This is a genomic window from Pseudonocardia sp. CA-107938, from assembly GCF_050936315.1.
In the GTDB taxonomy this organism is placed as follows: domain Bacteria; phylum Actinomycetota; class Actinomycetes; order Mycobacteriales; family Pseudonocardiaceae; genus Pseudonocardia.
On sequence record NZ_JBNJNA010000001.1, the window covers coordinates 1839003 to 1860697 of the forward strand.

General features: G+C 72.5%; 21 protein-coding genes. 17 read left to right on the top strand and 4 right to left on the bottom strand.

What is annotated here, in order from left to right; all coding sequences use genetic code 11:
* The first annotated feature begins 150 nt into the window (after positions 1-150).
* Positions 151-2124 (top strand): acetate--CoA ligase, encoded by a 1974-nt coding sequence (gene acs, locus ACQEVB_RS09070; protein WP_432980248.1) that lies wholly within the window; start codon positions 151-153, stop codon positions 2122-2124.
* Between the two features lie 24 nt (positions 2125-2148).
* Here acs and ACQEVB_RS09075 read toward each other — a convergent pair whose 3' ends face one another.
* Positions 2149-3285: an MFS transporter gene (locus ACQEVB_RS09075; RefSeq protein WP_432967396.1), complete on the bottom strand. Its 1137-nt coding sequence runs from the start codon at positions 3283-3285 to the stop codon at positions 2149-2151.
* A 91-nt stretch (positions 3286-3376) separates the two neighbouring features.
* On the opposite strand from ACQEVB_RS09075, the gene ACQEVB_RS09080 reads away from it, so the two are divergent.
* The 7 genes from ACQEVB_RS09080 (at position 3377) to ACQEVB_RS09110 (ending at position 8792) form a co-directional block, all read left to right on the top strand.
* Entirely contained in the window at positions 3377-3868 is a 492-nt protein-coding gene (locus tag ACQEVB_RS09080) for an Lrp/AsnC family transcriptional regulator (RefSeq protein ID WP_432967399.1), read from the top strand.
* A gap of 42 nt (positions 3869-3910) precedes the next feature.
* On the top strand, positions 3911-4351 hold the full coding sequence (arfB, locus tag ACQEVB_RS09085) for an alternative ribosome rescue aminoacyl-tRNA hydrolase ArfB (protein ID WP_432967402.1): 441 nt from the start codon (positions 3911-3913) through the stop codon (positions 4349-4351).
* A gap of 321 nt (positions 4352-4672) precedes the next feature.
* Positions 4673-5164, top strand: a complete 492-nt coding sequence (locus tag ACQEVB_RS09090; protein WP_432967405.1) for a phage holin family protein — start codon at positions 4673-4675, stop codon at positions 5162-5164.
* A 3-nt stretch (positions 5165-5167) separates the two neighbouring features.
* A complete protein-coding gene (locus ACQEVB_RS09095; RefSeq protein ID WP_432967408.1) occupies positions 5168-6067 on the top strand; it encodes an alpha/beta fold hydrolase in 900 nt (299 codons plus the stop codon).
* Between the two features lie 50 nt (positions 6068-6117).
* The gene (locus tag ACQEVB_RS09100) at positions 6118-6726 is read left to right on the top strand and encodes a PadR family transcriptional regulator (protein ID WP_432967410.1); all 609 of its coding nucleotides are present in this window, start codon (positions 6118-6120) and stop codon (positions 6724-6726) included.
* A 134-nt stretch (positions 6727-6860) separates the two neighbouring features.
* The gene (locus tag ACQEVB_RS09105; RefSeq protein ID WP_432967413.1) at positions 6861-7523 is read left to right on the top strand and encodes a class I SAM-dependent methyltransferase; all 663 of its coding nucleotides are present in this window, start codon (positions 6861-6863) and stop codon (positions 7521-7523) included.
* 81 nt (positions 7524-7604) lie between these two features.
* A complete protein-coding gene (locus ACQEVB_RS09110; protein ID WP_432967416.1) occupies positions 7605-8792 on the top strand; it encodes an FAD-dependent oxidoreductase in 1188 nt (395 codons plus the stop codon).
* An 18-nt stretch (positions 8793-8810) separates the two neighbouring features.
* Here the strand turns inward: ACQEVB_RS09110 and ACQEVB_RS09115 are convergent, their stop codons facing one another.
* Positions 8811-10385, bottom strand: coding sequence for a Na+/H+ antiporter (locus ACQEVB_RS09115; RefSeq protein WP_432967419.1), 1575 nt, complete (start codon positions 10383-10385; stop codon positions 8811-8813).
* 43 nt (positions 10386-10428) lie between these two features.
* Here ACQEVB_RS09115 and ACQEVB_RS09120 point away from each other — a divergent pair, with 43 nt between their 5' ends.
* From ACQEVB_RS09120 to ACQEVB_RS09135, 4 genes are all read left to right on the top strand, one after another.
* The gene (locus tag ACQEVB_RS09120) at positions 10429-10704 is read left to right on the top strand and encodes a UBP-type zinc finger domain-containing protein (RefSeq protein WP_432967422.1); all 276 of its coding nucleotides are present in this window, start codon (positions 10429-10431) and stop codon (positions 10702-10704) included.
* A gap of 48 nt (positions 10705-10752) precedes the next feature.
* Entirely contained in the window at positions 10753-12018 is a 1266-nt protein-coding gene (gene purD / locus ACQEVB_RS09125; RefSeq protein WP_432967425.1) for a phosphoribosylamine--glycine ligase, read from the top strand.
* Between the two features lie 187 nt (positions 12019-12205).
* Positions 12206-12907 carry a hypothetical protein gene (locus ACQEVB_RS09130; protein ID WP_432967428.1) on the top strand — a complete coding sequence of 234 codons (702 nt, stop codon included), beginning with the start codon at positions 12206-12208 and terminating at the stop codon, positions 12905-12907.
* A 153-nt stretch (positions 12908-13060) separates the two neighbouring features.
* Positions 13061-14194 carry a pyridoxal phosphate-dependent aminotransferase gene (locus ACQEVB_RS09135; RefSeq protein WP_432980250.1) on the top strand — a complete coding sequence of 378 codons (1134 nt, stop codon included), beginning with the start codon at positions 13061-13063 and terminating at the stop codon, positions 14192-14194.
* Positions 14195-15235: 1041 nt separating this feature from the next.
* Here the strand turns inward: ACQEVB_RS09135 and ACQEVB_RS09140 are convergent.
* Positions 15236-16363 (bottom strand): threonine aldolase family protein, encoded by a 1128-nt coding sequence (locus tag ACQEVB_RS09140; RefSeq protein ID WP_432967431.1) that lies wholly within the window; start codon positions 16361-16363, stop codon positions 15236-15238.
* Between the two features lie 149 nt (positions 16364-16512).
* Here ACQEVB_RS09140 and ACQEVB_RS09145 point away from each other — a divergent pair, with 149 nt between their 5' ends.
* The 5 genes from ACQEVB_RS09145 to ACQEVB_RS09165 are packed head-to-tail and all read left to right on the top strand — an operon-like array spanning position 16513 to position 20989.
* Positions 16513-17028: a SigE family RNA polymerase sigma factor gene (locus ACQEVB_RS09145; RefSeq protein WP_432967434.1), complete on the top strand. Its 516-nt coding sequence runs from the start codon at positions 16513-16515 to the stop codon at positions 17026-17028.
* Positions 17029-17042: 14 nt separating this feature from the next.
* Positions 17043-17963 (top strand): hypothetical protein, encoded by a 921-nt coding sequence (locus tag ACQEVB_RS09150; RefSeq protein ID WP_432967437.1) that lies wholly within the window; start codon positions 17043-17045, stop codon positions 17961-17963.
* A 24-nt stretch (positions 17964-17987) separates the two neighbouring features.
* On the top strand, positions 17988-19400 hold the full coding sequence (purB, locus tag ACQEVB_RS09155; protein ID WP_432967440.1) for an adenylosuccinate lyase: 1413 nt from the start codon (positions 17988-17990) through the stop codon (positions 19398-19400).
* Positions 19397-20224, top strand: a complete 828-nt coding sequence (locus tag ACQEVB_RS09160) for a phosphoribosylaminoimidazolesuccinocarboxamide synthase (protein ID WP_432967443.1) — start codon at positions 19397-19399, stop codon at positions 20222-20224. The genes purB and ACQEVB_RS09160 overlap by 4 nt, the downstream gene beginning before the upstream one ends.
* Positions 20225-20251: 27 nt before the next feature.
* Positions 20252-20989 (top strand): DUF2334 domain-containing protein, encoded by a 738-nt coding sequence (locus ACQEVB_RS09165; protein ID WP_432967446.1) that lies wholly within the window; start codon positions 20252-20254, stop codon positions 20987-20989.
* A 34-nt stretch (positions 20990-21023) separates the two neighbouring features.
* Here ACQEVB_RS09165 and ACQEVB_RS09170 read toward each other — a convergent pair whose 3' ends face one another.
* Positions 21024-21647 (bottom strand): MBL fold metallo-hydrolase, encoded by a 624-nt coding sequence (locus ACQEVB_RS09170; protein ID WP_432967449.1) that lies wholly within the window; start codon positions 21645-21647, stop codon positions 21024-21026.
* Positions 21648-21695 lie beyond the last annotated feature (48 nt).

Below are 21695 nucleotides of genomic sequence, written 5' to 3' on the forward strand. Positions count from 1 at the left end.
CCCCGGCCCGACCTGGCCCTCCTGGCGGGTGCGTGACGTCGGCAGGGCTACTAGCGTTGGACTGCAGGTATGCCGGACCGAGCCCTCCCGTTGGACGCCGTCCGGCCGTTGCCCCCGAAGAAGTGGTCCGTGAACAGGAGTGCACTGCAGATGGCCGACGAACCGACGCTGAGCAACCTCTCGAGCGAGTCGCGCACGTTCCCCCCGAGCGCGGAGTTCGCGGCACAGGCCAACGCGACGGAGGACTGGTACGCCCGCGCCGACGCGGACCGCGAGGCGTTCTGGGCGGAGCAGGCCGACCGGCTGCACTGGAACCAGAAGTGGGACCAGGTGCTCGACTGGCAGCCGCCGTTCGCGAAGTGGTTCGTGGGCGGCAAGCTCAACGTGGCCTACAACTGCGTCGACCGCCACGTCGAGGACGGGCACGGTGACCAGGTCGCGTTCCACTGGGAGGGCGAGCCGGGCGACACCCGCACCATCACGTACGCGCAGCTCAAGAGCGAGGTGTGCAAGGCGGCCAACGCGCTGGCCGAGCTGGGCGTCGGTGCCGGTGATCGGGTGGCGATCCAGCTCCCGATGATCCCCGAGGCCGTGTTCTCCATGCTCGCGTGCGCCCGCCTGGGCGCGATGCACAGCGTGGTGTTCGGCGGGTTCTCCCCGGGTGCGCTGAAGGCCCGCATCGAGGACGCAGAGGCGAAGTTGCTCATCACCTCCGACGGGCAGTTCCGGCGCGGCAAGCCCGCGCCGATGAAGGAGAACACCGACGAGGCGACGAAGGACACGCCGACCATCGAGCACGTGCTCGTCGTGAAGCGCACCGAGACCGAGGTGCCGTGGACCGAGGGTCGCGACGTGTGGTGGCACGACATCGTCGACAAGCAGAGCGACGAGCACACGGCGGAGGCGTTCGACGCCGAGAACCCGCTGTTCATCCTCTACACGTCGGGCACCACCGGAAAGCCCAAGGGCATCCTGCACACCTCGGGCGGCTACCTGACCCAGGCGGCGTACACGCACCACGTCGTGTTCGACCACAAGCCCGGCGAGAGCGTCTACTGGTGCACCGCCGACATCGGCTGGGTCACCGGCCACAGCTACATCGTCTACGGGCCGCTCGCGAACCGGGCGACCTCGGTCATGTACGAGGGCACGCCGAACACCCCGCACGAGGGCCGGCACTGGGAGATCATCCAGAAGTACGGCGTGACGATCTACTACACGGCGCCCACCCTGATCCGCACGTTCATGAAGTGGGGCTCGGACATCCCCGACAAGTACGACCTGTCGTCGCTGCGGGTGCTGGGCTCGGTCGGCGAGCCGATCAACCCGGAGGCCTGGATGTGGTACCGGGAACACATCGGCCACAACAACTGCCCGATCGAGGACACGTGGTGGCAGACGGAGACCGGCGCCATCATGATCGCTCCGCTGCCCGGCGTGACGGCGGCGAAGCCGGGTTCGGCGATGCGGCCGTTGCCGGGCATCTCGGCCACCGTGGTCGACGAGAACGGTGAGGCCGTCGGCAAGGGCGGCGGCGGCTACCTCGCGCTCGACAAGCCGTGGCCCTCGATGCTGCGCGGCATCTGGGGCGACGAGGAGCGCTACCGCGAGACGTACTGGTCGCGCTTCGCGGAGCAGGGCTTCTACTTCGCCGGCGACGGCGCCAAGTACGACGACGACGGCGCGATCTGGCTGCTCGGCCGCGTGGACGACATCATGCTCGTCTCCGGGCACAACATCTCCACCACCGAGGTGGAGTCGGCGCTGGTCAGCCACCCGACGGTGGCGGAGGCGGCGGTCGTCGGCGCGTCCGACCCGACCACAGGGCAGGGCATCGTCGCGTTCGTCATCCTGCGCGGCAACGTCGCTCAGGACGAGGCGAAGGGCGAGGAGGCGATCAAGGCCCTGCGCGACCACGTGGCCAAGAACATCGGTCCGATCGCGAAGCCGCGTCAGATCATGGTCGTCGACGAGCTGCCGAAGACCCGCTCCGGCAAGATCATGCGCCGGCTGCTGCGCGACGTCGCGGAGAACCGCGAGGTCGGCGACGTCACCACGCTGGCCGACTCGACGGTGATGGACCTCATCTCCGCAGGCATGAAGGACGGGAAGTCGGAGGACTGACCTTCCGCATCTACGGAAGGGCCCTCACCGCCGCGGTGGGGGCCCTTCCGCCGTTCTGGCGACGAGCAGGGCGAGCCCGCCCAGCGCCGCCGCGAGTGTGACCGCGGCGAACCCGCCTCCCGCCATGACCAGGCCGGAACCGGCGCCGCCCACGACTGCGCCGGCGCCGGTGGCCACCTCGCCGCGGCCCTCCACGCGCGGACGTTCCGTGGCCGGGACGCCCGCGGTGAGCAGTGCGCTCCCGCTGACCAGCGCCAGGTTCCAGCCGATACCCAGGATGATCATGCCCGCGAACGTGGCGGCCGTGGACGGCGTCACGGTCGCGACGACGCCGGCGGCGAGCAAGATCGCGCCGGCGACGCCGATGGCCCGTTGGGCACCGATCACCTCGACCAGCCGTGCGGAGACCGGTGCCGGGGCGAACATCGCCGCGACGTGCAGACCGACCACCAGACCGATGACCCCCAGGGGCGCCCCGTGGTGCCCGAGGTGCACGGGTGCCATCGTCGCCATGCCGACCATGACCAGGTTGGCCGTACCGAGCACCGCCAGCGCGAGCACCGGTGCGCGACGGGGAGCGGCGGTGTGGTCGGTGAGGGACCGGTGCGGCACCCCCGCCGGGCCTGCGCCGAACACGACCGCGGAGAGCCCGAACGCGACGGCGGCGACCAGGTACGAGCCGACGACTCCGGCCACCGGCAGCAGGTTCGGCCCCACCACGGCGCCTGCGGTGGTGACGGCGAGGAACGACGCCATGGCGCGGACCCGACCTGGTTCGGGGACGAGAGCGGCTGCGGCGTAGCGGCCCAGCATCATCGTGGCGTTGCCGGACCCGAGCAGGGCACTGCCGATCAGCAGCCAGCCGAGGTCGGAGCGCACGGCCCCGACGTACGCGACCAGGCTCGCGACCCCAGCCACGGCAGCACCGGCGGCGAGGGAGATCCCGCGACCGCGCACCGCGGACGACCGCGAGATCAGCAGGGCGGCCACGGCTGCCCCACTGACCCCCACGGCCTGCGGCAGGCCGGCCAGCGCCGGCGTGCCACCCGCGCTGTCGGCCAGCAACGTGCCGGCCGTCCCGGACAGCGAGTTGGCGCCACCGCCGAGGACGCCGGCGATCCACAGTGCCGGCATTCCGTGGCGCGCGAGCGTGATCTGCACTCCTGGAACGCTACGAAGTCGAACACGCCCTCGGCATGCCCGACGAACGGTCCTGGACGCTGATCGCCTGCCGTTCGTAAGCTGTTTCGCCGTGCGACCCGTTGATTCATTGGACGCCACCGACTGGGCGCTGCTCGGCGAGCTGCAGCGCGACGGCCGGCTGTCCTACAACGAGCTCGCCCGCCGCGTCCACCTCTCCCCGCCGGCGGTGGCGGACCGGGTCCGCCGGCTGGAGGAGTCCGGGGTGATCACCGGCTACGCGGCCCGGGTGGACCCGGCAAAGGTGGGGCAGCCGCTGCTCGCCTTCGTGCTCATGCGCTGCGCGGCGGGCCGGTGCCTGCTGCGAACCGGCTCGTCCGGGGACTTCCCCGAGGTCACCGAGGTGCACAAGCTGTCGAGCGAGCACTGCGCCCTGCTGAAGGTGCGGGCCGGTTCGCTGGGCCACCTCGAGGGAGTGCTGGAGGCCATCGGCGCGCACGGCGAGCTGCGCACCCACATCGTGCTGTCGACGCAGTACGACGGGGGTCCGGTCGAGCAGCCGCAGCCCGAGCGTCCGGTCACACGGGCCGAGCGCTGGACCTGATTCTCGCGGGCCTGCCGCGCGATCGTCAGGCATCCTGTGTGCATGCCCGACCAGGACGCCGCCGGAGATCTGCCGGTGCACGGTGCGCTGGTGCTGCCCGCGCGCGAGCTGCACTGGCGGTTCTCGCGCGCGTCCGGGCCGGGTGGGCAGGGCGTCAACACCACGGACTCGCGGGTGGAGCTGTCGTTCGACCTGACCGGATCGGCGGCGTTGTCCGAGGAGCTGCGCCAGCGGGCTGCGTCGCGGCTGGCGGGCCGGCTCGTCGACGGCGTGCTGACCGTCGTCGCGGCGGAGCACCGCAGCCAGCTGCGCAACCGCGAGGCCGCCCGCGAACGGTTGGCCGACGTGTTGCGCACCGCCATCGCACCGCCGCCCCGGGCACGGCGCGCCAGCCGGCCCACCGCCGGATCGAAGCGGCGGCGGCTGGAGGCGAAGGCGCGGCGCGGGGCGTTGAAGAAGCTGCGGGGGCGGCCCGACGAGTGATCAGGCCGCGGCCCGGCGCCGTCTGGTCGGTCGCCGAGATCGGGCTCGCGACGCGAGGTCCGCTACGAGGCTGTCGACGTTGGGGGAGTGAGCGTCGATGTACTCCGCCGCCCGGCAGTCGGCGAAAGTGGACTCGGAGGCGGTGCCGCTCCGTGATCCTCGCGTCCGGCGATGTTCCCCGTAGGCGTTTCGGAGGATCCGCCGTCACCGGATCGGTACCGCGCGGTCGCGTCCTCCCCGGCAGGCCCGCCGGCCGCGTGGAAGGATGCCTTCGATCACAACAGACACGTGCCCCGACATCGTTCGTGCAGGAGGACCGCGGTGGCCAGCCCGACCAGCTCCAACGGCGCGGAGGTTCCGCCCGTTCTGCCCTCGATCCCGCTCGCTCCCGAGCCGGTCGTCCCGGTCGGTGAGCAGTCCATCGGCGCCATCGTCAAGGACGCGACGACGCACGTGTCGACGTTGCTGCGGGCCGAGGTGGAGCTGGCGAAGGCCGAGGTCACGGCCGAGGTCAAGAAGGGGCTGCAGGGCAGCATCTTCTTCATCGTCGCCCTGGTGATCATGCTGTTCAGCCTGTTCTTCCTGTTCTTCGCGCTCGGCGAGACGCTCGCGATCTGGCTGCACCGGGCGGCCGCGTTCGGCATCGTCTTCGGCATCATGATCCTCGCGGCGGGACTGTTCGGGCTGCTCGGCTACCTGCGGGTGCGCAAGATCCGGGCGCCGGAGCGCACCATCTCGACGCTGAAGGACTCGGCCGCCGTGCTCTCGTCGCGGGGGCGCAGCCAGGCCGAACTGAACGGTCACCCGCGCTGACCCATGCGGCTGCCGGGGCCGTGGCGCCAGCGCTTCGTCTCCGCCAACGGCATCCGGCTGCACGTCGTCGAGCAGGGGGCGGGGCCGCTCGTCGTCCTGCTGCACGGTTTTCCCGAGTTCTGGTGGGCGTGGCGGCGCCAGCTGCCCGGTCTGGCGGCGCAGGGCTACCGCGTGGCGGCGATCGACCTGCGCGGGTACGGGGAGAGCGACAAGCCGCCCCGCGGCTACGACCTGTGGACCCTCGCCGGTGACGTCTCCGGCCTGATCGGAGCGTTGGGGGAGGTCCGCGCCGCCGTCGTCGGGCACGGGTGGGGCGGGCTCATCGGTTGGACGCTCACCGCGCTGCATCCGCGGCGGGTGTCGCGGCTCGTGTCGATCGGATCGGCGCATCCGCGGGCGCTGCGCGCGGCGATGGTCCGCGATCCTCGCGGGCAGGGCGCCGCGACCGCGTCGTACGCGCTCGGGTTCCAGGTGCCGCGCCGCCCGGAGCGGTCCTTGCGGGCCGACGACGCCGCGCGCGTCGAGCGGATCATGCGGGACTGGTCGGGTCCCGGCTGGACGGCGACCGCCGACTTCGCCGCCGCCGTCGCGCACTACCGCACGGCCATGGCCGTGCCGAACGTGGCGCACTGCACTCTCGAGTACCACCGGTGGGTCGCCCGGTCCCAGCTCAGGTCGGACGGACGCCGTTTCGCCGAGGCCGTGGCCAGAGCGTCCGAGGTGCCGGTGCTGCAGGTCCACGGCGCGGTCGATCCGTGCGTGCTGCCGGCCACGGCTGCGGCGTCGGCGCGGTGGGCCGGTGCCGACCATCAGCTCGAGGTGCTCGACGGGTGCGGGCACTTCCCGCACGAGGAGCAGCCGGACCGCGTAACCGGTCTCGTGGCGGACTTCCTCCGACGCTGACCGCGCGCTATATTCGTAGACGAGTATTCGTCTACGAATAAGGATGCGTCATGGCGAAGCGTCGCCGCGTCGGGAACCTGCTGGCCCTCGCCGTGCTCTCCGCACTGCTCCAGGGCGACCAGCACCCCTACGAGATCGCGGCGCGCCTGCGGGACCAGGGCAAGGAACGCGACATGGCGATCAAGTGGGGCTCCCTCTACACCGTGATCGGCAACCTGGCCAAGCACGGACTCGTCGTCGCGACGGGCAGCGAGCGCGCTGGAGCGAGGCCGGAACGCACCGTCTACCGCATCACCGACGAGGGCCGTGCCGAGCTCGTCGACTGGATCCGTGAGCTCGTCGGCGATGTGGAGACCGAGCGGCCGCGGTTCGTCGCCGGCCTGTCGCTGCTCAGTGCACTGCCCCCCGACGAGGCGCTCGCCCTGTTGCGGAAGCGGTCGGCGGCACTCGACGCGGCGCTGGCGGAGGAACGCGCACGGCTCGCCGAGGAGCTCGCCGCGGTCGACCGGCTCTTCCTGATCGAGGAGGAGTACGCCATCGCCGTGCTGGCGGCCGAGGCCGACTGGGTCCGCGGACTCGTCGCGGAGCTCGCCGACGGCACGTTCCCCCGACTCGCCGAATGGCGGGCCGTCTACGAGGAGGCCGCCGTGGACGGCTGACCCCGACACCCCGGCGGGGGTGCGCCAACACCTCCGCCGGGGCCCATCGACACGAACCCGGAACCGCCAGGAACCGAACCCGTTGCCACGCACAGCGTAGGCCGCGGGATCCGCCCCACTCGACGGGAGAACCCATGCCCCGCGTCAAGCTCGTGCCCGAGATGGAAGGCCCGATCGCTCGTTGGTACGCCCGACAGCGCTCGTCCGAAGCGCAACTCGTCGGCGTGCGGGCCAGCGCCGCCCGCTACGCAGCCGAGCTCGCTGCAGGCGCCGACGTGCTGGAAGTCGCGCCCGGCCCCGGTCTGCACGCGATCGAACTGGCCCGTCTCGGTCTGCACGTCACCGGTCTCGACATCAGCGCCACGTTCGTCGAGCTGGCGACCGAAGCCGCCCGTGTCGCGGGCATGGACGTCGTGTTCGTCCGCGGTGACGCCGCTTCCCTGCCCTTCCCCGACGCGTCCTTCGACCTCGTCGTCTGCCAGGCGGCGTTCAAGAACTTCCGCGCACCCCGTCTCGTGCTCGACGAGATGCACCGGGTGCTGCGGGACGGCGGTAGCGCCGTCGTAGAGGACCTCCGGCGGGACGTCTCGTCGGCGCAGATCGCGGAGGCCGTCGACGCCATGGGTCTGAGCCGTGCGAACGCCGCCGTCACCCGGATCGTGCTGGGTCGGCTGCGCAGGCGAGCGCTTCCGCGCGCCGAGTTCGAACGGCTCGCTCGGCAGAGCCGGTTCGGGGCAGCCTCCGTCGAGGAGGAAGGTCCCGGACTCCGCGTGCGACTCACCCGCACCCGCCCCTGAACACACCAGGCGGGGTGCGCCAACACCCCGCCGGAGCATCCACCCGTACCGGAACCGCCACCGAATCCTTCAGGAGAATCGATGCCTCTCGCCCCGTCCGTCGCCGTCATCGGCGGCGGCATCTCCGGACCCGTCACGGCGATCGCCCTGGCCGAGGCCGGCATCCCCGCAACCGTGTTCGAGGCCGCGCCCGGCCCCGACGGCACACCGGCAGGGCTGATCGCCCTCGCGCCCAACGGCGTCGCAGCCCTGGACGCCGTCGGAGCGGCGTCCGCCGTCCTGGACCACGCCCAGCCGATCGCCCACAGCGTTGTCGCCGTCGGGCGCAAGCGGATCCCGATGCCCGCGCTCGCCGACGTGCCGCCGCTGCAGGTGGTGCGCCGCGGCGACCTGCACCGCGCGCTGCACGACATCGCCGTCGCCCGCGGCATCCCGTTCGAGTACGGCAAGCGCCTCGTGGGGGCGACGCCGTCCATCGGCGGAGTGACGGCCACGTTCGCCGACGGGACGTCGGTGCGGGCCGACGTGCTGGTCGGCGCCGACGGCGTGCACTCCGGCGTGCGCCGCATCATCGACCCGGCTGCGCCTGCTGCCGGGTACACCGGGCTGCTGGCGTTCGAGGGCAGGACCGACCTCGACGTGCCCGGTGGGGCCGACACCATGACGTTCGCCTTCGGCCGGCGGGCGTACTACCTGTACTGGGGTCTTCCCGGCGGGGGATCGGTGTGGGGTGCGAACCTGCCGTCGCCGGAACCGCTGTCGCGCCGGAAGGCCCAGGAGCGGCCGAAGGCGGAGTGGCTGAAGGTGCTCGCCGACACCTACGCCGGCGACGATCCCGGAGCCGAGCTCGTGGCCCGCACCCGGCCGGAGGACCTGCAGGTGACGGGGGCGCTCTACATCATGCCGCCCGTGCCGCACTGGCACCGCGACGGAATGGTGCTGGTCGGCGACGCGGCGCACGCCCCGTCCAACAGCTCGGGGCAGGGCGCGTCGCTGTCGATCGAGAGCGCTGTCGAGCTGGCGCGCTGCCTGCGCGACCGGCCCGACGCCGCCAGCGCGTTCGCGACCTACGAGCAGTTGCGCCGAGCTCGGGTCGAGGGCGTCGCGGCGCGCGCGGCGAAGATCAACCACGTCAAGGCGCCCGGGCCGGTCGCCCGTGCCGCGCTGCCCGTCCTCATGCCGCTGGTGGCGCGCTACCTGATGCGCCCGGAGCGCACGCTCGGACCCGAGCAGCGCTTCCGCATCGACTGGGCGGCGCCGGTGGCCTGAGGGTTCGACGCGATCCGATCAGGCGTCGTCGCGCGCCAGCTGCGCCTCCTCGAGGTCGAGGCGGCGCAGCACGCGGCGCAGGATCTCGTCGTCGATGTCGCCGGAGTCGCGCCGCGCCACGAACGTGGCGCGCTCCTCGCGGAGCATCTCGCGCCGCAGCCGGCGGTAGGTGGCGTTGGGGCTCTCCCCGGCCTCCTCGTCGGAGCGGCCGAGCTGCTCCCACACGCCGTTGGCGCTCATCTGCGCCAGGCGCCGCAGCTTCTCGGCGGTGTGCTGGGTGGTGCTGATCTCGACGTCGGCGACGAGCGCGTCGAGGCGTTCGATGGAGGCCTGGACGGCGTCGTACTGGGTCTGGGCCTCGGCCAGCAGCTCCGCCTGGCCGTTCTGGTCGCGGACGCCGAGCCTGCGGATCAGCCACGGCAGCGTGAACCCGTGCAGCAGCAGCGTGGCGACGGTGACGAAGAAGGCCAGGAACACCACGGTGTCGCGGAACGGGACGTCGGTGTCGATGGTGAACGCGGCGGCGAGGGTGACCACGCCGCGCATGCCCGCCCACGAGATCACCGCCGGCCACTGCCAGGGCGGATAGGGGTCGCGGGCACGGATCCTGCGGAACAGGAAGCGCGGGACGTAGGTCGCGGGGAACACCCACACGATGCGCGCGACCACCGTCGCGGCGGTGATCACCAGCCCGGCCACGACGAGCGCACCGACGTCGCCGACGTTGCGCAGCACCGTGGTGAGCTGCAGCCCGATCAGCGCGAACACGACTGCCTCGAGGATCGTGTCGCTGGCCTGCCACACGGCCTGCTCCTGAAGCCGGGTGGCGTAGCCCGACTCGGGCGCGTGGTAGCCGAGGTACAGCCCGGCCACGACCACGGCGAGCACGCCGGACGTGTGCGCGATCTCGCCCACCGCGAACACCGCGAACGGCACCACCAGCCCGAGCGCCGCCTCGACGGGGGAGTCCTCGAGCTTGCGGCGGACGCGGTGCGCGATCCACGCCAGCCCGTACCCGATCGCGGCGCCGCCCGCGGACGCGATCACGAACATGCCGGCGCCCTGGAGCAGCGTGATCCCGGCCCCCGTGGCGACGGTCAGGAACACCCGGAACAACGTCAGCGACGTCGCGTCGTTGATGAGGCTCTCGCCCGAGATGATCGTCATCATGCGCCGCGGCAGCCCGAGCCGCCGCCCGATCGACACGGCCGAGACCGCGTCCGGCGGCGCGACGATCGCGCCCAGCACCAGCGCCGCCGGCAGGGTCAGCTCGGGCACCCACCACCAGGCCACGACGCCGACGACGACAGCGGTGAACGCCACCAGCCCGACGGCGAGCAGCCCGATGGGTCGTAGGTTGGCCCGGATGTCCAGGTACGAGGATTCCAGGGCCGACGAGTAGAGCAGCGGCGTCAGCACCAGCAGCAGGACGATCTCCGGATCGAACTCGACGATCTCCACGCCGGGCACGAACGACACCGCGATGCCGACGACGACGAGCACGAGCGGCGCGGACACGTCGAACCGGCGACACAGCCAGGTGATCGCGAGCGCGCCGAGCACGAGGGCGAGGATGGTGATCTCGGTGGTCATGGGTGCATGTCCCGTTCAGGCCTCACAGGGAGCAGGATGGTCCATGATGAGCTGCGCACACACCACTTCGTTCGACGCCCCGTCGTTCAGCTTCCCTGAGCCCGGCCCCGACGCCGTCTGCGAGGACTGCGCGGCTCTGGGCGAGACCGTCTGGGCGCACCTGCGGATCTGCCTGACCTGCGGGCACGTCGGCTGCTGCGATTCCAGTCCGCACAAGCACGCCACCGTTCACCACAAGGAGTCCGGTCATCCGGTCATGCGCTCGTACGAGCCGGGCGAGTCATGGCGCTGGTGCTACGTGGACCGCCGGCTCGTGTAGTCGGCCTGACCTGCTCCGCGACCGCCGCACTGGCTACGATTCCGGTCCGTGCGCGTCCTGGTCGTCGGTTCCGGTGCTCGAGAGCACGCCATCGTCCTGGCACTGGCCCAGGACCCCGAGGTGACGGCGCTCGCCTGCGCACCCGGCAACGCGGGCATCGCTGCGGTCGCCGAGCTGCACGGCCTCGACGTCACCGACCCGTCCGCAGCCGCCGATCTGGCCAAGGAGTGGCGGGCCGACCTGGTCGTGGTCGGTCCCGAGGTGCCACTGGTGGCCGGCATGGCCGACGCCGTGCGGGCGGCGGGGATCGACTGCTTCGGCCCGTCCGCCGCTGCGGCTCGCATCGAGGGCTCGAAGAGCTTCGCGAAGGACGTGATGGCGGCTGCCGGGGTGCGCACTGCCGACAGCGAGATCGTCGACAACCCGGCGCGGCTGGACGCGGCGCTGGCCCGGTTCTCCCCGCCGTACGTGGTCAAGGACGACGGTCTCGCGGCCGGCAAGGGCGTCGTGGTGTCGAGCGACCTCGAGGTGGCGCGCGCGCACGCGTCCACGCTGCTCGACGGCGGGCACCCGGTGCTGATCGAGGACTTCCTCGACGGGCCTGAGGTCTCCTTGTTCTGCCTGGTGGACGGCGAGACGGTGGTGCCGCTGCTCCCGGCGCAGGACTTCAAGCGGGTCGGCGACGGCGACTCCGGCCCCAACACCGGTGGGATGGGTGCCTACGCGCCGCTGCCGTGGGCGGCGGACGACCTGGCCGGGCAGCTGGTCGACCAGGTGGTCGCGCCGGTCGCCGCCGAGCTCGTCCGGCGGGGGGTGCCGTTCCAGGGGCTGCTGTACGCGGGTCTCGTGCTGACCGCGACCGGTCCCGCCGTGATCGAGTTCAACTGCCGCTTCGGCGACCCCGAGACCCAGGTCGTGCTGGCGCTGCTGCGCACGCCGCTGGCCCAGTTGCTGAGGGCCACCGCCACCGGCAAGCTCGCCGGCGAGGCTCCCCTGGAGTGGGCCGACGGGGCGGCCGTGACGGTGGTCGTGGCGGCCGAGGGCTACCCGGGCACGCCCCGCGTGGGAGATGTGATCACCGGAGCCGAGGCCGAGGGCGTGCTGCACGCCGGTACTCGCCGTCGTGACGACGGCGCCGTGGTCTCGGCAGGTGGTCGCGTGCTGTCGGTCGTCGGCACCGGGGCGGATCTGGCGGAAGCGCGGGCCGAGGCCTACCGGCGCCTCGAGGGCGTGCACCTCGCCGGGTCCCACCACCGCACCGACATCGCCGCCCGGGCGGCCGCCGGCGAGGTCGCCGTACCGTCCGCCGAGTGAGCCTCCTACACCGTTCCGGTGATGCACTTCGTCGATGATCCGTACCCGTTCGTCTCGACACGCGGCCGAACGAGTGGCACGAACCGCCCGTAATCCCCAAAGATGTCCTGGCGTCGTTGCTCCCCGCGATATCCGACGGCGTGGTCGCCCCGCGCGGCGCCGCTCCCCAGAAACTCAGAGGACACGCATGACGAAGAAGTACCGACCCCGGCACGCCGCCCCGAGCAAGACCAGCCGCATCGCCGGTCGGGCCGCGATCGGTGTGCTCGGTGCCCCGCTGGCGATGTTCGCCGCTGCAGGCCCGGCCGGCGCCGCGCCGCTGGTCGACGACAGTGGCGACTCGACCGTGGGTGACACCTCGCCCGCTCTCGGCCTCCCCGACCTCGGCGCGACCCTCGACGGCCTGCTCGGCGGCGCCCAGCTGCCCGGCCTGTCGTCCGTCTCCGGCCTGCTCTCCGGGCTGGCCGGCGGCGCCGAGCTGCCGACGCGACTCTCCCCGGCCGCGTTCGACCGCTTCGACGTCCAGGACGTCCAGCGCTGGCACCAGGAGGCGAGCGACTCCGACGACGACTCCGACGACTCCGACTGGAGCGACGAGGACTCGGACGACGACGAGGACGCGTCGAACTGGGACGATGACGACGACGACTCCGACTGGAGCGACGACGACTCGGACGACGACGAGGACTTCTCGGACTCGTCGTCCGACGATGACGACGATGACGACTCGTCGTCCTCCTCGTCCGGGCGCTCGCACCACGACGACGGCGGTTCGGGCGGGTCGTCCGACTCGGGCGGTTCCGGCCGGTCCAACGCCGAGAACGCCTCGTCCCACTCGGGTGGTGGCGGCGGTGGTCTGCTGGGTGGGCTGCTCAACCCGCTGTTCTGACTCGCTCCGCCAGGTCCTCCATCGAGGCCGCTCCCGAATCACGGGAGCGGCCTCGATCGCGTCCGTCCTAGAGTCGGCCGGGTGCCCCTCTCCTCCTCCGTGCCGCAGGGTCTTGCGGTGGCCTCCCGCGCCGGGATCCCGCCGTTCCACGTGATGAACGTGTGGTCGGCGGCCGGCGTGCGGCAGCGCCTGCGCGGTGACGTCGTCAACCTGTCCGCCGGCCAGCCGTCCACTCCTGCGCCGCGCCCGGTGCGCGCGGCGGCCGCTGCCGCGTTGGACGGAGAGGTGCTCGGCTACACCGAGGCACCGGGCATCCCCGCGCTGCGGGAGGCGATCGCCGCCCACTACGAGCTGCGGTACGGGCTGGTCGTCGCACCCGAGCAGGTGTTCGTCACGACGGGGTCGTCGGGCGGGTTCCTGATTGCGTTCCTCTCCGCGTTCGACGCCGGCGACCGGGTGGCGATGGCCCGCCCCGGATACCCGTGCTACCGCAACATCCTGGCCGCGCTGGGCTGCGAGGTCGTCGAGCTGCCGTGCGGGCCGGAGACGCGGTACCAGCCGACCGTCGCCATGCTGGAGGCGCTGGACGAGCCGGTCCGCGGCCTGATCGTGGCGAGCCCCGCCAACCCCACCGGCACCGTGCTCGACCCCGCCGAACTGGCGGCACTGGCGAGCTACTGCGCGGACCGCGGGATCCAGCTGATCAGCGACGAGATCTACCACGGCATCTCGTTCGCCGGGGCGCCGGCGACGTCGACGGCGTGGGCGACCTCGCGCGAGGCGATCGTGGTCAACTCGTTCTCGAAGTACTTCTCGATGACGGGCTGGCGGCTGGGTTGGCTGCTGCTGCCCCCGCGGCTGCTCACCGCCGCCGGGGCGATCGCCGGCAACTTCACCGTGTGCCCGCCGGCGCTGCCCCAGCACGCGGCGCTCGGCGCGTTCGACGCGGAGAGCATCGCGGAGGTCGACGGGCACGTCGCCGTGTACGAGCGCAACCGCGACGTGCTGCTCGCCGGGCTGACCCGGCTCGGCATCACCCGCGTGGCGCCGCCGGACGGGGCGTTCTACGTCTACGCCGACGTCTCCCACCTGACCGGCTCCGGGACGTCGATGGACTTCGTCTACCGGATCCTGGACGACACGGGCGTCGCGATCGCGCCTGGTCGCGACTTCGACCCCGTCGAGGGCGACCAGTGGGTGCGGTTCTCCGTCGCGGGATCGGCCGGGGACGTGCACGAGGCGATCGATCGGCTCGCGAAGTGGCTCCCGACGTACGAAGTGCCGTGAGCCGTCAAGCCGGGGCCACCAGCCGGTCGATCGACGCCAGGCGCACCGACCCGGCCCGTTGAACGGGCGCTGGACCCGCTCCAGCAGCAGCGCACGGGCCATGGGGGTCGCGCCGTCCGCGCCCCGGACGCCGGACAGGGCGAGCAAGGCGGCCTCCGACGGGTCGCCGACGTCGGCGATCCGGTAGCTGAGCGACGACAGCAGCTGCCCGGCCAGCACGCCGCCGGCGGCGGCCGCCGCGGTCACACCGGGCAGGTAGATGCGTTCCGCGTCGAGGTGGCGCGCGGCGTCGGACGCGACCCAGCCGGCGAGTCGGGACAGGTCGGCGACGGCGGCGAACAGCCGCCGCCCGGTCGCCTCGGAGTACGAACAGCGGCCGATCACGTCGTCTGCAGCAGCGAGCTCGGCCGAGACGACCGGTGACAGGTTGTTGCCGCCCACGATGTCGTCGAGGTGCCCGCAGCTCGACGACCCGGCGTTCCGGCTCGCTCACGAGCGTGCCACCGACCCTGCGTCCAGCCGCGGACTCGGTGCGGAGCGCGTTGTCCGAGACGAGCCACTCATGGGCGACTCGCAGAGGGTCGAGCGCCGGGCCCAAGATACGACCCACAGCCACGCCCAGCGCGCGGGAGTACGCCGTGACGTGCTCCGGCAGGACGGTCCGGTTGCCGATCTCCAGGTGGCCCAGCAGCGCCTTCGAGTAGTGGGTGCGGCGAGACATCGCCGACAGGCTGGGACCGGCCGCCAGGCGGGCGTAGCGCAGGTTGAAGCCAAAGACCGCACGAAGGTCCGTCACCCCGGCCTCCCGTCTCAGGTGCGGCCGTCGGGCGACGTTGCGTTGATCATGGGCAAAACGTCGCTCGTGGATCTTGAACAACGACGTTCTGCCCATGATCAACGCCCGGGCGCCCGCCTCGGGCACCGCTGCGCTCGGATCGTCGGTGATCAAGGGCAGAACGTCGTTGATCGATCTTGTGCAGCGACCTTTTGCCCTTGATCACCGAGCACCCCCGCCCACCGGTCCGGACCGAACCTCCCCGGTCAGCGACCGGTCGGCCGTGCTGGCGCCCGTCCGACCCTGCTCAGCGGCGCCCGTCCCGTGCCCGGGTCCTCGAGGCGGCCGCGGTCGATGGCGCCGATGCGGTTGAGGGCTTCCTTGATGTCGGTGTCGCTGAGGTCGGCGTGGGTGACGAAGCGGACCTTGCCGCCCATCGGGGCCACCTGCACGCCTGCGGCGGCGAAGCGCTGCAGCGTGCCGCGCAGGTCGGCGACGGTGACGAGCACGATGTTGGTCTCCGGCACCGAGGCCTGCCAGCCGCGTTCGCGCAGCCCGGTGGCGAGGGTGCGGGCGCGTTCGTGGTCCTCGGCGAGCCGGTCGATGCCGTCGAGCGCGACGAGGCCGGCCGCGGCCAGCACGCCGTTCTGCCGCATGCCGCCCCCGAGCATCTTGCGCAGCCGCCGGGCCTGCTCGACGAACTCGGCCGTACCTGCCACGAGCGAGCCGGCCGGGGCTCCGAGGCCCTTGCTGAGGCAGACCTGCACCGTGTCGACGCCCACCGTGAGCGCCCCCGGCGGCACCCCGAGCGCGACGGCGGCGTGCCAGAGCCGGGCCCCGTCGAGGTGGACGGCCAGCTTGGCGCCCCGGGCCGCCGCGACGACCGCCGCGTGCTGCTCGGGCGGGGTGACGACGCCGCCGGCGTGGTTGTGGGTGTTCTCCAGGCACAGCAGCCGGGTGCGCAGCGCGAAGTAGGGCCCCGGGCTGCCGGCGGCGCGACGGACGGCGGCGGGCGACACCCGGCCCGGTCCGGCGTCGTGCTCCAGAGGGCGCGGGGTGCCGCCGGCGAGCCATGCGGCCGCGCCCAGCTCGTCGTCGAGCACGTGTGAGCCCGCGGGGGCGAGGAACGCGTCGCCGCGGCCGACGTGGCTCATCAGCGCGATGATGTTGCCCATCGAGCCGGACGGCGTCCACAGTGCGGCGGATGCGCCGACCAGGTCGGCGACCCGTTCCTCCAGTTCCCGCGTGGTGGGGTCCCCGTCGAGGACGTCGTCGCCGACCTCGGCCGCGGCCATGGCGGCGCGCATCTGCTTGGTCGGCTTGGTGACGGTGTCGGATCGGAAGTCGATCGGGCGGTCCGCGTTCGCACGCCGGGAACGGGACGGGGTTCGCACAGTCTCCGATTCAACCATCCAGCGACGAACTGGTCGCGTCAGGGTCACGGAAAGGTCACAGCGTTGGCCCGTTAGGGGTACGCCGCAAGGCCCGTGCAACCGTATGTCCCGCAGCTGCCGTCTGAGCATCGGAAGGAGGACCGGGCCGCGTGGATGAGGCCAGCGAACGGGAGTTCGCCGACTACTTCCGCGCTCGGCGCGAGATGGTGCGACGGACGGCGTACATGATGTGTGGCGACTGGCACAAGGCCGATGACCATGCCCAGGCCGCGTTCGTCGCGCTGCACCGGAACTGGCGCAAGATCCGGGACCCCGGGGCGCTGGACGGCTGGATGCGTCGCACGTTGACGCGTTCGGTGATCGATGAGTCACGTCGACCGTGGCGCCGCGAGCGCTCCACGGCCGAGCACACCGACGTCATCGCGATCCCGCCCGCCGCCGACGCCATGGCCACGCGCCAGGTGCTCGTCGACGGGCTGCGGACGGTCCCTCCGCGCCAGCGCGCCGTGCTGGTCCTGCGGTTCTTCGAAGGCCTGGACGTCGCAGAGACGGCCAAGGCCATGGGATGTTCGGAAGGAACGGTCAAGAGCCAGACCGCGCGCGGTCTGGAGGCGCTGCGGTCCTCGCTGGGTGACGCCCTCGACGACCTGCGTCCGGCTGGGTGAGAGGAGGTGGCGGGATGAACGACGAGCTCGACGGCATCGACGGCAGCGACAAGCTGGTGGCGTTGATGCGTGCGGCGGCGTCGGTCCAGGACGCACCGCCACCGGCCTTCGACCACTCGGACGTGCTCGCCGGCTCCCACCGGATCACCCGCCGGAACCGCATGATCGCCGCGGGCGCCACCGGGCTGGTGCTGATCGCCAGCCTCGGCACGGCCGCCGTCCTGCCGATGCTGAGCGGTGCCGACGGCCCTTCGTCGACCGTTGCGGAGGCACCCCGCACCCCGACGACCGCGCCGGCCGCGGCCCCGGCGGCACCATCCAGCGAGCTGTTCGCACCTGCTCCTGCGCCCTCCGCCGGTGCCCGCTCGGCGGCGCCGGCGCAGCCGGCACCGAAGGAGGCTCCGGCACCATCACCGGCTCCGCAGGCTCCGCCGCCCGGCGACGGCGGACCCCCGCCGCCTCCCGCACCGACCGGCGGTGGTGCGCGCGACGACCGGGGCAGCGGCGGGGTGAAGCCGGACAACGGTGCTGGGCACGGCGGCGGCGTCAAACCACGGGACGAGCCGGCGGAGCCGCAGCCGGCCGAGGGCGGCGGCGCCGGGGGCAACCCTCCGCCGGCGCAGGGCTGCCAGGCCGGGCAGGCCCCGAACCTGAGCGCGATCGTCAGCGAGGTGGTCCCGGAGGCGTCGGGCGGGTCGCAGTCGTGCCGGTCGAACGGGGACTCGGCACTGGACGTCCGCATCACCAAGGACGGCAAGACGGGCATCCTCACCGTCGTCTTCTCCCCGAATGGCGGCGGCACGCCCAGCGGCACCACGGCGACGACGGCGTCCGGCGGCACGGTCGGTGTGAGCGTGCGCAGCACCGGCGACGGTCCGGCGCCGTACGCCGACGAGCTGGGGCGGATCGCGTCCGAGCTGGCCTCACGTCTGTAGAGCACCGCTGTAACCTGTGCGAACGTGATCCCCAACGTGCTGGCCGCGCGCTACGCGAGCCCCGAGCTGGTCCACCTCTGGTCGCCCGAACGCAAGATCGTGCTGGAGCGGCAGCTGTGGATCGCGGTGCTGAAGGCCCAGCGTGAGCTCGGCATCGACGTGCCCGACGGCGTGGTCGAGGCGTACGAGCGGGTCGTCGACCAGGTTGACCTGGAGTCGATCACCGCGCGCGAGCGGGTCACCCGGCACGACGTGAAGGCGCGCATCGAGGAGTTCAGCGCGCTGGCCGGCCACGAGCACGTGCACAAGGGCATGACCAGTCGCGACCTCACCGAGAACGTCGAGCAGCTGCAGATCCGGCTCTCGCTCGACCTGGTGCGCGACCGGGCCGTCGCCGTGCTGGCCAGGCTGGCGCGGCGGGCCGCCGAGTACACGGAGCTCGTCATGGTCGGCCGCAGCCACAACGTCGCCGCGCAGGCCACCACCCTCGGCAAGCGGTTCGCGTCGGCCGCGGAGGAGCTGCTCGTCGCCATCCAGCGCCTGGACGAGCTGCGTGCCCGCTACCCGCTGCGCGGCATCAAGGGCCCGATGGGCACCGCGCAGGACATGCTGGACCTCCTCGGTGGCGACGCGACCAAGCTGGCCGACCTGGAGCGCCGCATCGCCGAGCACCTGGGCTTCTCCGCGGTGTTCACCAGCGTCGGCCAGGTCTACCCGCGCTCGCTCGACCTCGACGTCGTCTCGGCGCTGCTGCAGCTGGCCGCCGGCCCGTCGTCGCTGGCCACCACGATCCGGCTGATGGCCGGGTTCGAGCTGGCCACCGAGGGCTTCCGGCCCGGCCAGGTGGGCAGCTCGGCGATGCCGCACAAGATGAACTCCCGCTCCACCGAGCGCGTCAACGGGATGATGGTGCTGCTCCGGGGCTACGCCGGCATGGTGGGTGAGCTGGCCGGCAGCCAGTGGAACGAGGGCGACGTCTCCGACTCGGTGGTGCGCCGGGTTGCCCTGCCCGACGCGTTCCTGGCGCTGGACGGGCTGTTCGAGACGATGCTGACGGTGCTCGACGACTTCGGCGCCTACCCGGCCGTCATCGCCCGCGAGCTGGACCGCTACCTGCCCTTCCTCGCCACCACCTCGGTGCTGATGGCCGCGGTGCGCCATGGCGTCGGCCGGGAGACCGCGCACGAGGTGATCAAGGAGCACGCCGTCGGCGTCGCGCTCGCCATGCGGGAGAAGGGGCAGGCGGAGAACGACCTGCTGGCCCGCCTGGCCGCCGACGAGCGCCTCGGCAACCCGAACCTGGACGGGCTGCTGTCCGACCCGCTCGCCTTCACCGGCGCCGCCACCGCGCAGGTCGCCGAGGTCGTCCGGCGGGCGGCCGTGATCGTCGACGCCTCGCCGGAGGCGGCCGCCTACACCCCCGGAGCCACGCTGTGAAGCTCGTCCACCAGGGCAAGGTCCGCGATCTGTACGAGGACGGCGAGGACCTGATCCTCGTCGCGTCGGACCGCCTCTCGATCTACGACGTCGTGCTGCCCACGCCGATCCCGGACAAGGGGGCGTTGCTCACGCAGCTGTCGCTGTGGTGGTTCGAGCAGCTGTCCGACGTGCCCAACCACGTGCTGTCGGCGACCGACGTGCCGGCCGAGTTCGCCGGACGGGCGCTGCGCTGCCGCAAGCTGGAGATGCTGCCGATCGAGTGCATCGCGCGCGGCTACCTCGCCGGGCTGGGGCTGAAGGAGTACGAGAAGCACGGTGCCGTCTCCGGGGTCGCGCTGCCCGACGGGCTCGTCGAGGGCTCGAAGCTGCCCGAGCCGATCTTCACGCCGACGACGAAGGCGCCGGTCGGCGAGCACGACGAGTTCATGACCTTCGCCGATGCCGAGGCGCTGGTCGGCGCGGACACGGCAGCTCGCCTACGGGAGCTCACCCTCGCCGTCTACGCGCGGGGCGCGGCGCTGGCTGCCGAGCGCGGCATCATCGTGGCCGACACGAAGCTGGAGTTCGGGCTCGCCCCCGACGGGTCGATCGTGCTGGCCGACGAGGTGCTGACGTCCGACTCGTCGCGGTTCTGGCCTGCTGACCGGTGGGCGCCGGGTGGGCCGCAGTTCTCCTTCGACAAGCAGTTCGTGCGCGACTGGTCGGCCGGGCTCGACTGGGACCGCACGCCGCCCGGCCCGGAGATCCCGGCCGACGTGGTGACGGCGACCCGAGACCGTTATGTCGAGGTCTACGAACGGATCACCGGGCGCGACTGGTAGTTCACCCGCGTATGGCCTGATGGCAGCGTGGCCTCACGACTGATCGTCTCGCTGTCCGGGCTCGGTGACGACTCGTTGAAGCGGGCGGTCGAATTCACCGACCAGCTCGCCGCCCGCGGTGTGCCGGTGTCGCAGCTGCTGCGGCCGGCCGGGCTCCTGCCGGAGTCCCCGCTGGTGAGCTGGGTGCGGCAGCGTCGCGCTGCCGGTGACGCGCTCGTCCTGCACGGGTACGACCACGTCGTCGCGCCGGCGATGCCGACGGTGGGTCGCCGCGCCGAGTTCGCCGCGCTCCCGCGGCACGAGGCCGGCCTGCGGCTCACGGCCGCCCGGCGGGCGCTGACGGCCCTGGGTCTGCGCACCGACGTGTTCGTGCCACCGCGCTGGCTCGCGTCGGCAGGCACCGTCGAGGCGCTGGTGGAGCAGGGTTTCCGGGTGCTGGCCGACGAGACCGCCGTACGCCTGCTGCGGGAGCCGGCCGGCGGCGTCCGCTCCCGGGTGCTGGGCTTCCGTGCCGCAGGCACCCGGCCCCTGGGTGACGGGCGGGCGGCGGCCGAGGCCTGGCGGGCGCGGCTCCTGCTGGCCGAGGTGGGTCGCACCGCGCGCCGCGGCGGGTTGGTGCGGATCAACGTGCGGGCCAAGGACCTGCGCCGGGAGGAGCGGGTGACGGCCGCGCTGGCGGCGGTCGACCTCGCGCGGTCGCTGGGCGCGGCCCCGCTCACGTATGCGGGGGTGGGTGTCGATCAAGGGCAAAAGGTGGCTTCCTGATCGATTCAGGGCGCCCTTTTGCCCTTGATCGGCGTCAGAGCGCGGTGGCGACCTCGCGGTCCAACACCTGGAACCTGCTCTTCTCCGGCTTGAGGTTGTCCAGCAGCCCGTACGGGAGCTGCAGGATCGCCCACACCGCCTCGTGGATCGGGACGATCGTGCGCGGGTTGACCGCGCGGGTGTAGTCGACGGCCTCCGCCAGCTTCAGCCACGGCGCCCCGGACGGCACGAACAGCACGTCGACCGGGTGCGGCGGCACCACGAACGCATCGCCGGGGTGCAGGTGCGTGCCGTCGACGAGGTAGGCGTTGTTGGGGATCACCGGGATGTCCGGGTGGATGACGGCGTGCGCGCCGCCGAGCACCTCCACCCGGGCACCCGCGATCTCCAGCGTGGTGCCGGGCTCGGCGACCTCGTGCGGCACGTCCAGCTGGCTCGCGGTGCCCGTGTCGACGATCAGCCGGGCGTCCGGGTTGGCGTCCAGCAGCGGGCGCAGCCGCTCGGCGTCGAGGTGGTCGAAGTGCTGGTGGGTGACCATGATCGCGTCGAGGTCGGTGAGCGACTCGAAGCCCTTGGAGAACGACCCGGGGTCGAGCAGCAGGCGCGCGGCACCCGTGTCCAGGAGCAGGCAGGAGTGGCCGAAGTGGGTGATCTGCACGCGGCCCAGTCTCCACCCGCGGATCAATCCTTGGACTGACGACACGGG

Excerpts from the sequence above, each read along its gene's own strand:
- ACQEVB_RS09115 (WP_432967419.1), bottom strand. The coding sequence starts at position 10,385 with ATGACCACCGAGATCACCATCCTCGCCCTCGTGCTCGGCGCGCTCGCG.
- ACQEVB_RS09130 (WP_432967428.1), top strand. The coding sequence starts at position 12,206 with ATGACGAAGAAGTACCGACCCCGGCACGCCGCCCCGAGCAAGACCAGC.
- ACQEVB_RS09135 (WP_432980250.1), top strand. The coding sequence starts at position 13,061 with ATGAACGTGTGGTCGGCGGCCGGCGTGCGGCAGCGCCTGCGCGGTGAC.
- ACQEVB_RS09100 (WP_432967410.1), top strand. The coding sequence starts at position 6,118 with ATGGCGAAGCGTCGCCGCGTCGGGAACCTGCTGGCCCTCGCCGTGCTC.
- ACQEVB_RS09120 (WP_432967422.1), top strand. The coding sequence starts at position 10,429 with ATGATGAGCTGCGCACACACCACTTCGTTCGACGCCCCGTCGTTCAGC.
- ACQEVB_RS09105 (WP_432967413.1), top strand. The coding sequence starts at position 6,861 with ATGCCCCGCGTCAAGCTCGTGCCCGAGATGGAAGGCCCGATCGCTCGT.
- ACQEVB_RS09150 (WP_432967437.1), top strand. The coding sequence starts at position 17,043 with ATGAACGACGAGCTCGACGGCATCGACGGCAGCGACAAGCTGGTGGCG.
- ACQEVB_RS09110 (WP_432967416.1), top strand. The coding sequence starts at position 7,605 with ATGCCTCTCGCCCCGTCCGTCGCCGTCATCGGCGGCGGCATCTCCGGA.
- ACQEVB_RS09095 (WP_432967408.1), top strand. The coding sequence starts at position 5,168 with ATGCGGCTGCCGGGGCCGTGGCGCCAGCGCTTCGTCTCCGCCAACGGC.
- acs (WP_432980248.1), top strand. The coding sequence starts at position 151 with ATGGCCGACGAACCGACGCTGAGCAACCTCTCGAGCGAGTCGCGCACG.
- arfB (WP_432967402.1), top strand. The coding sequence starts at position 3,911 with ATGCCCGACCAGGACGCCGCCGGAGATCTGCCGGTGCACGGTGCGCTG.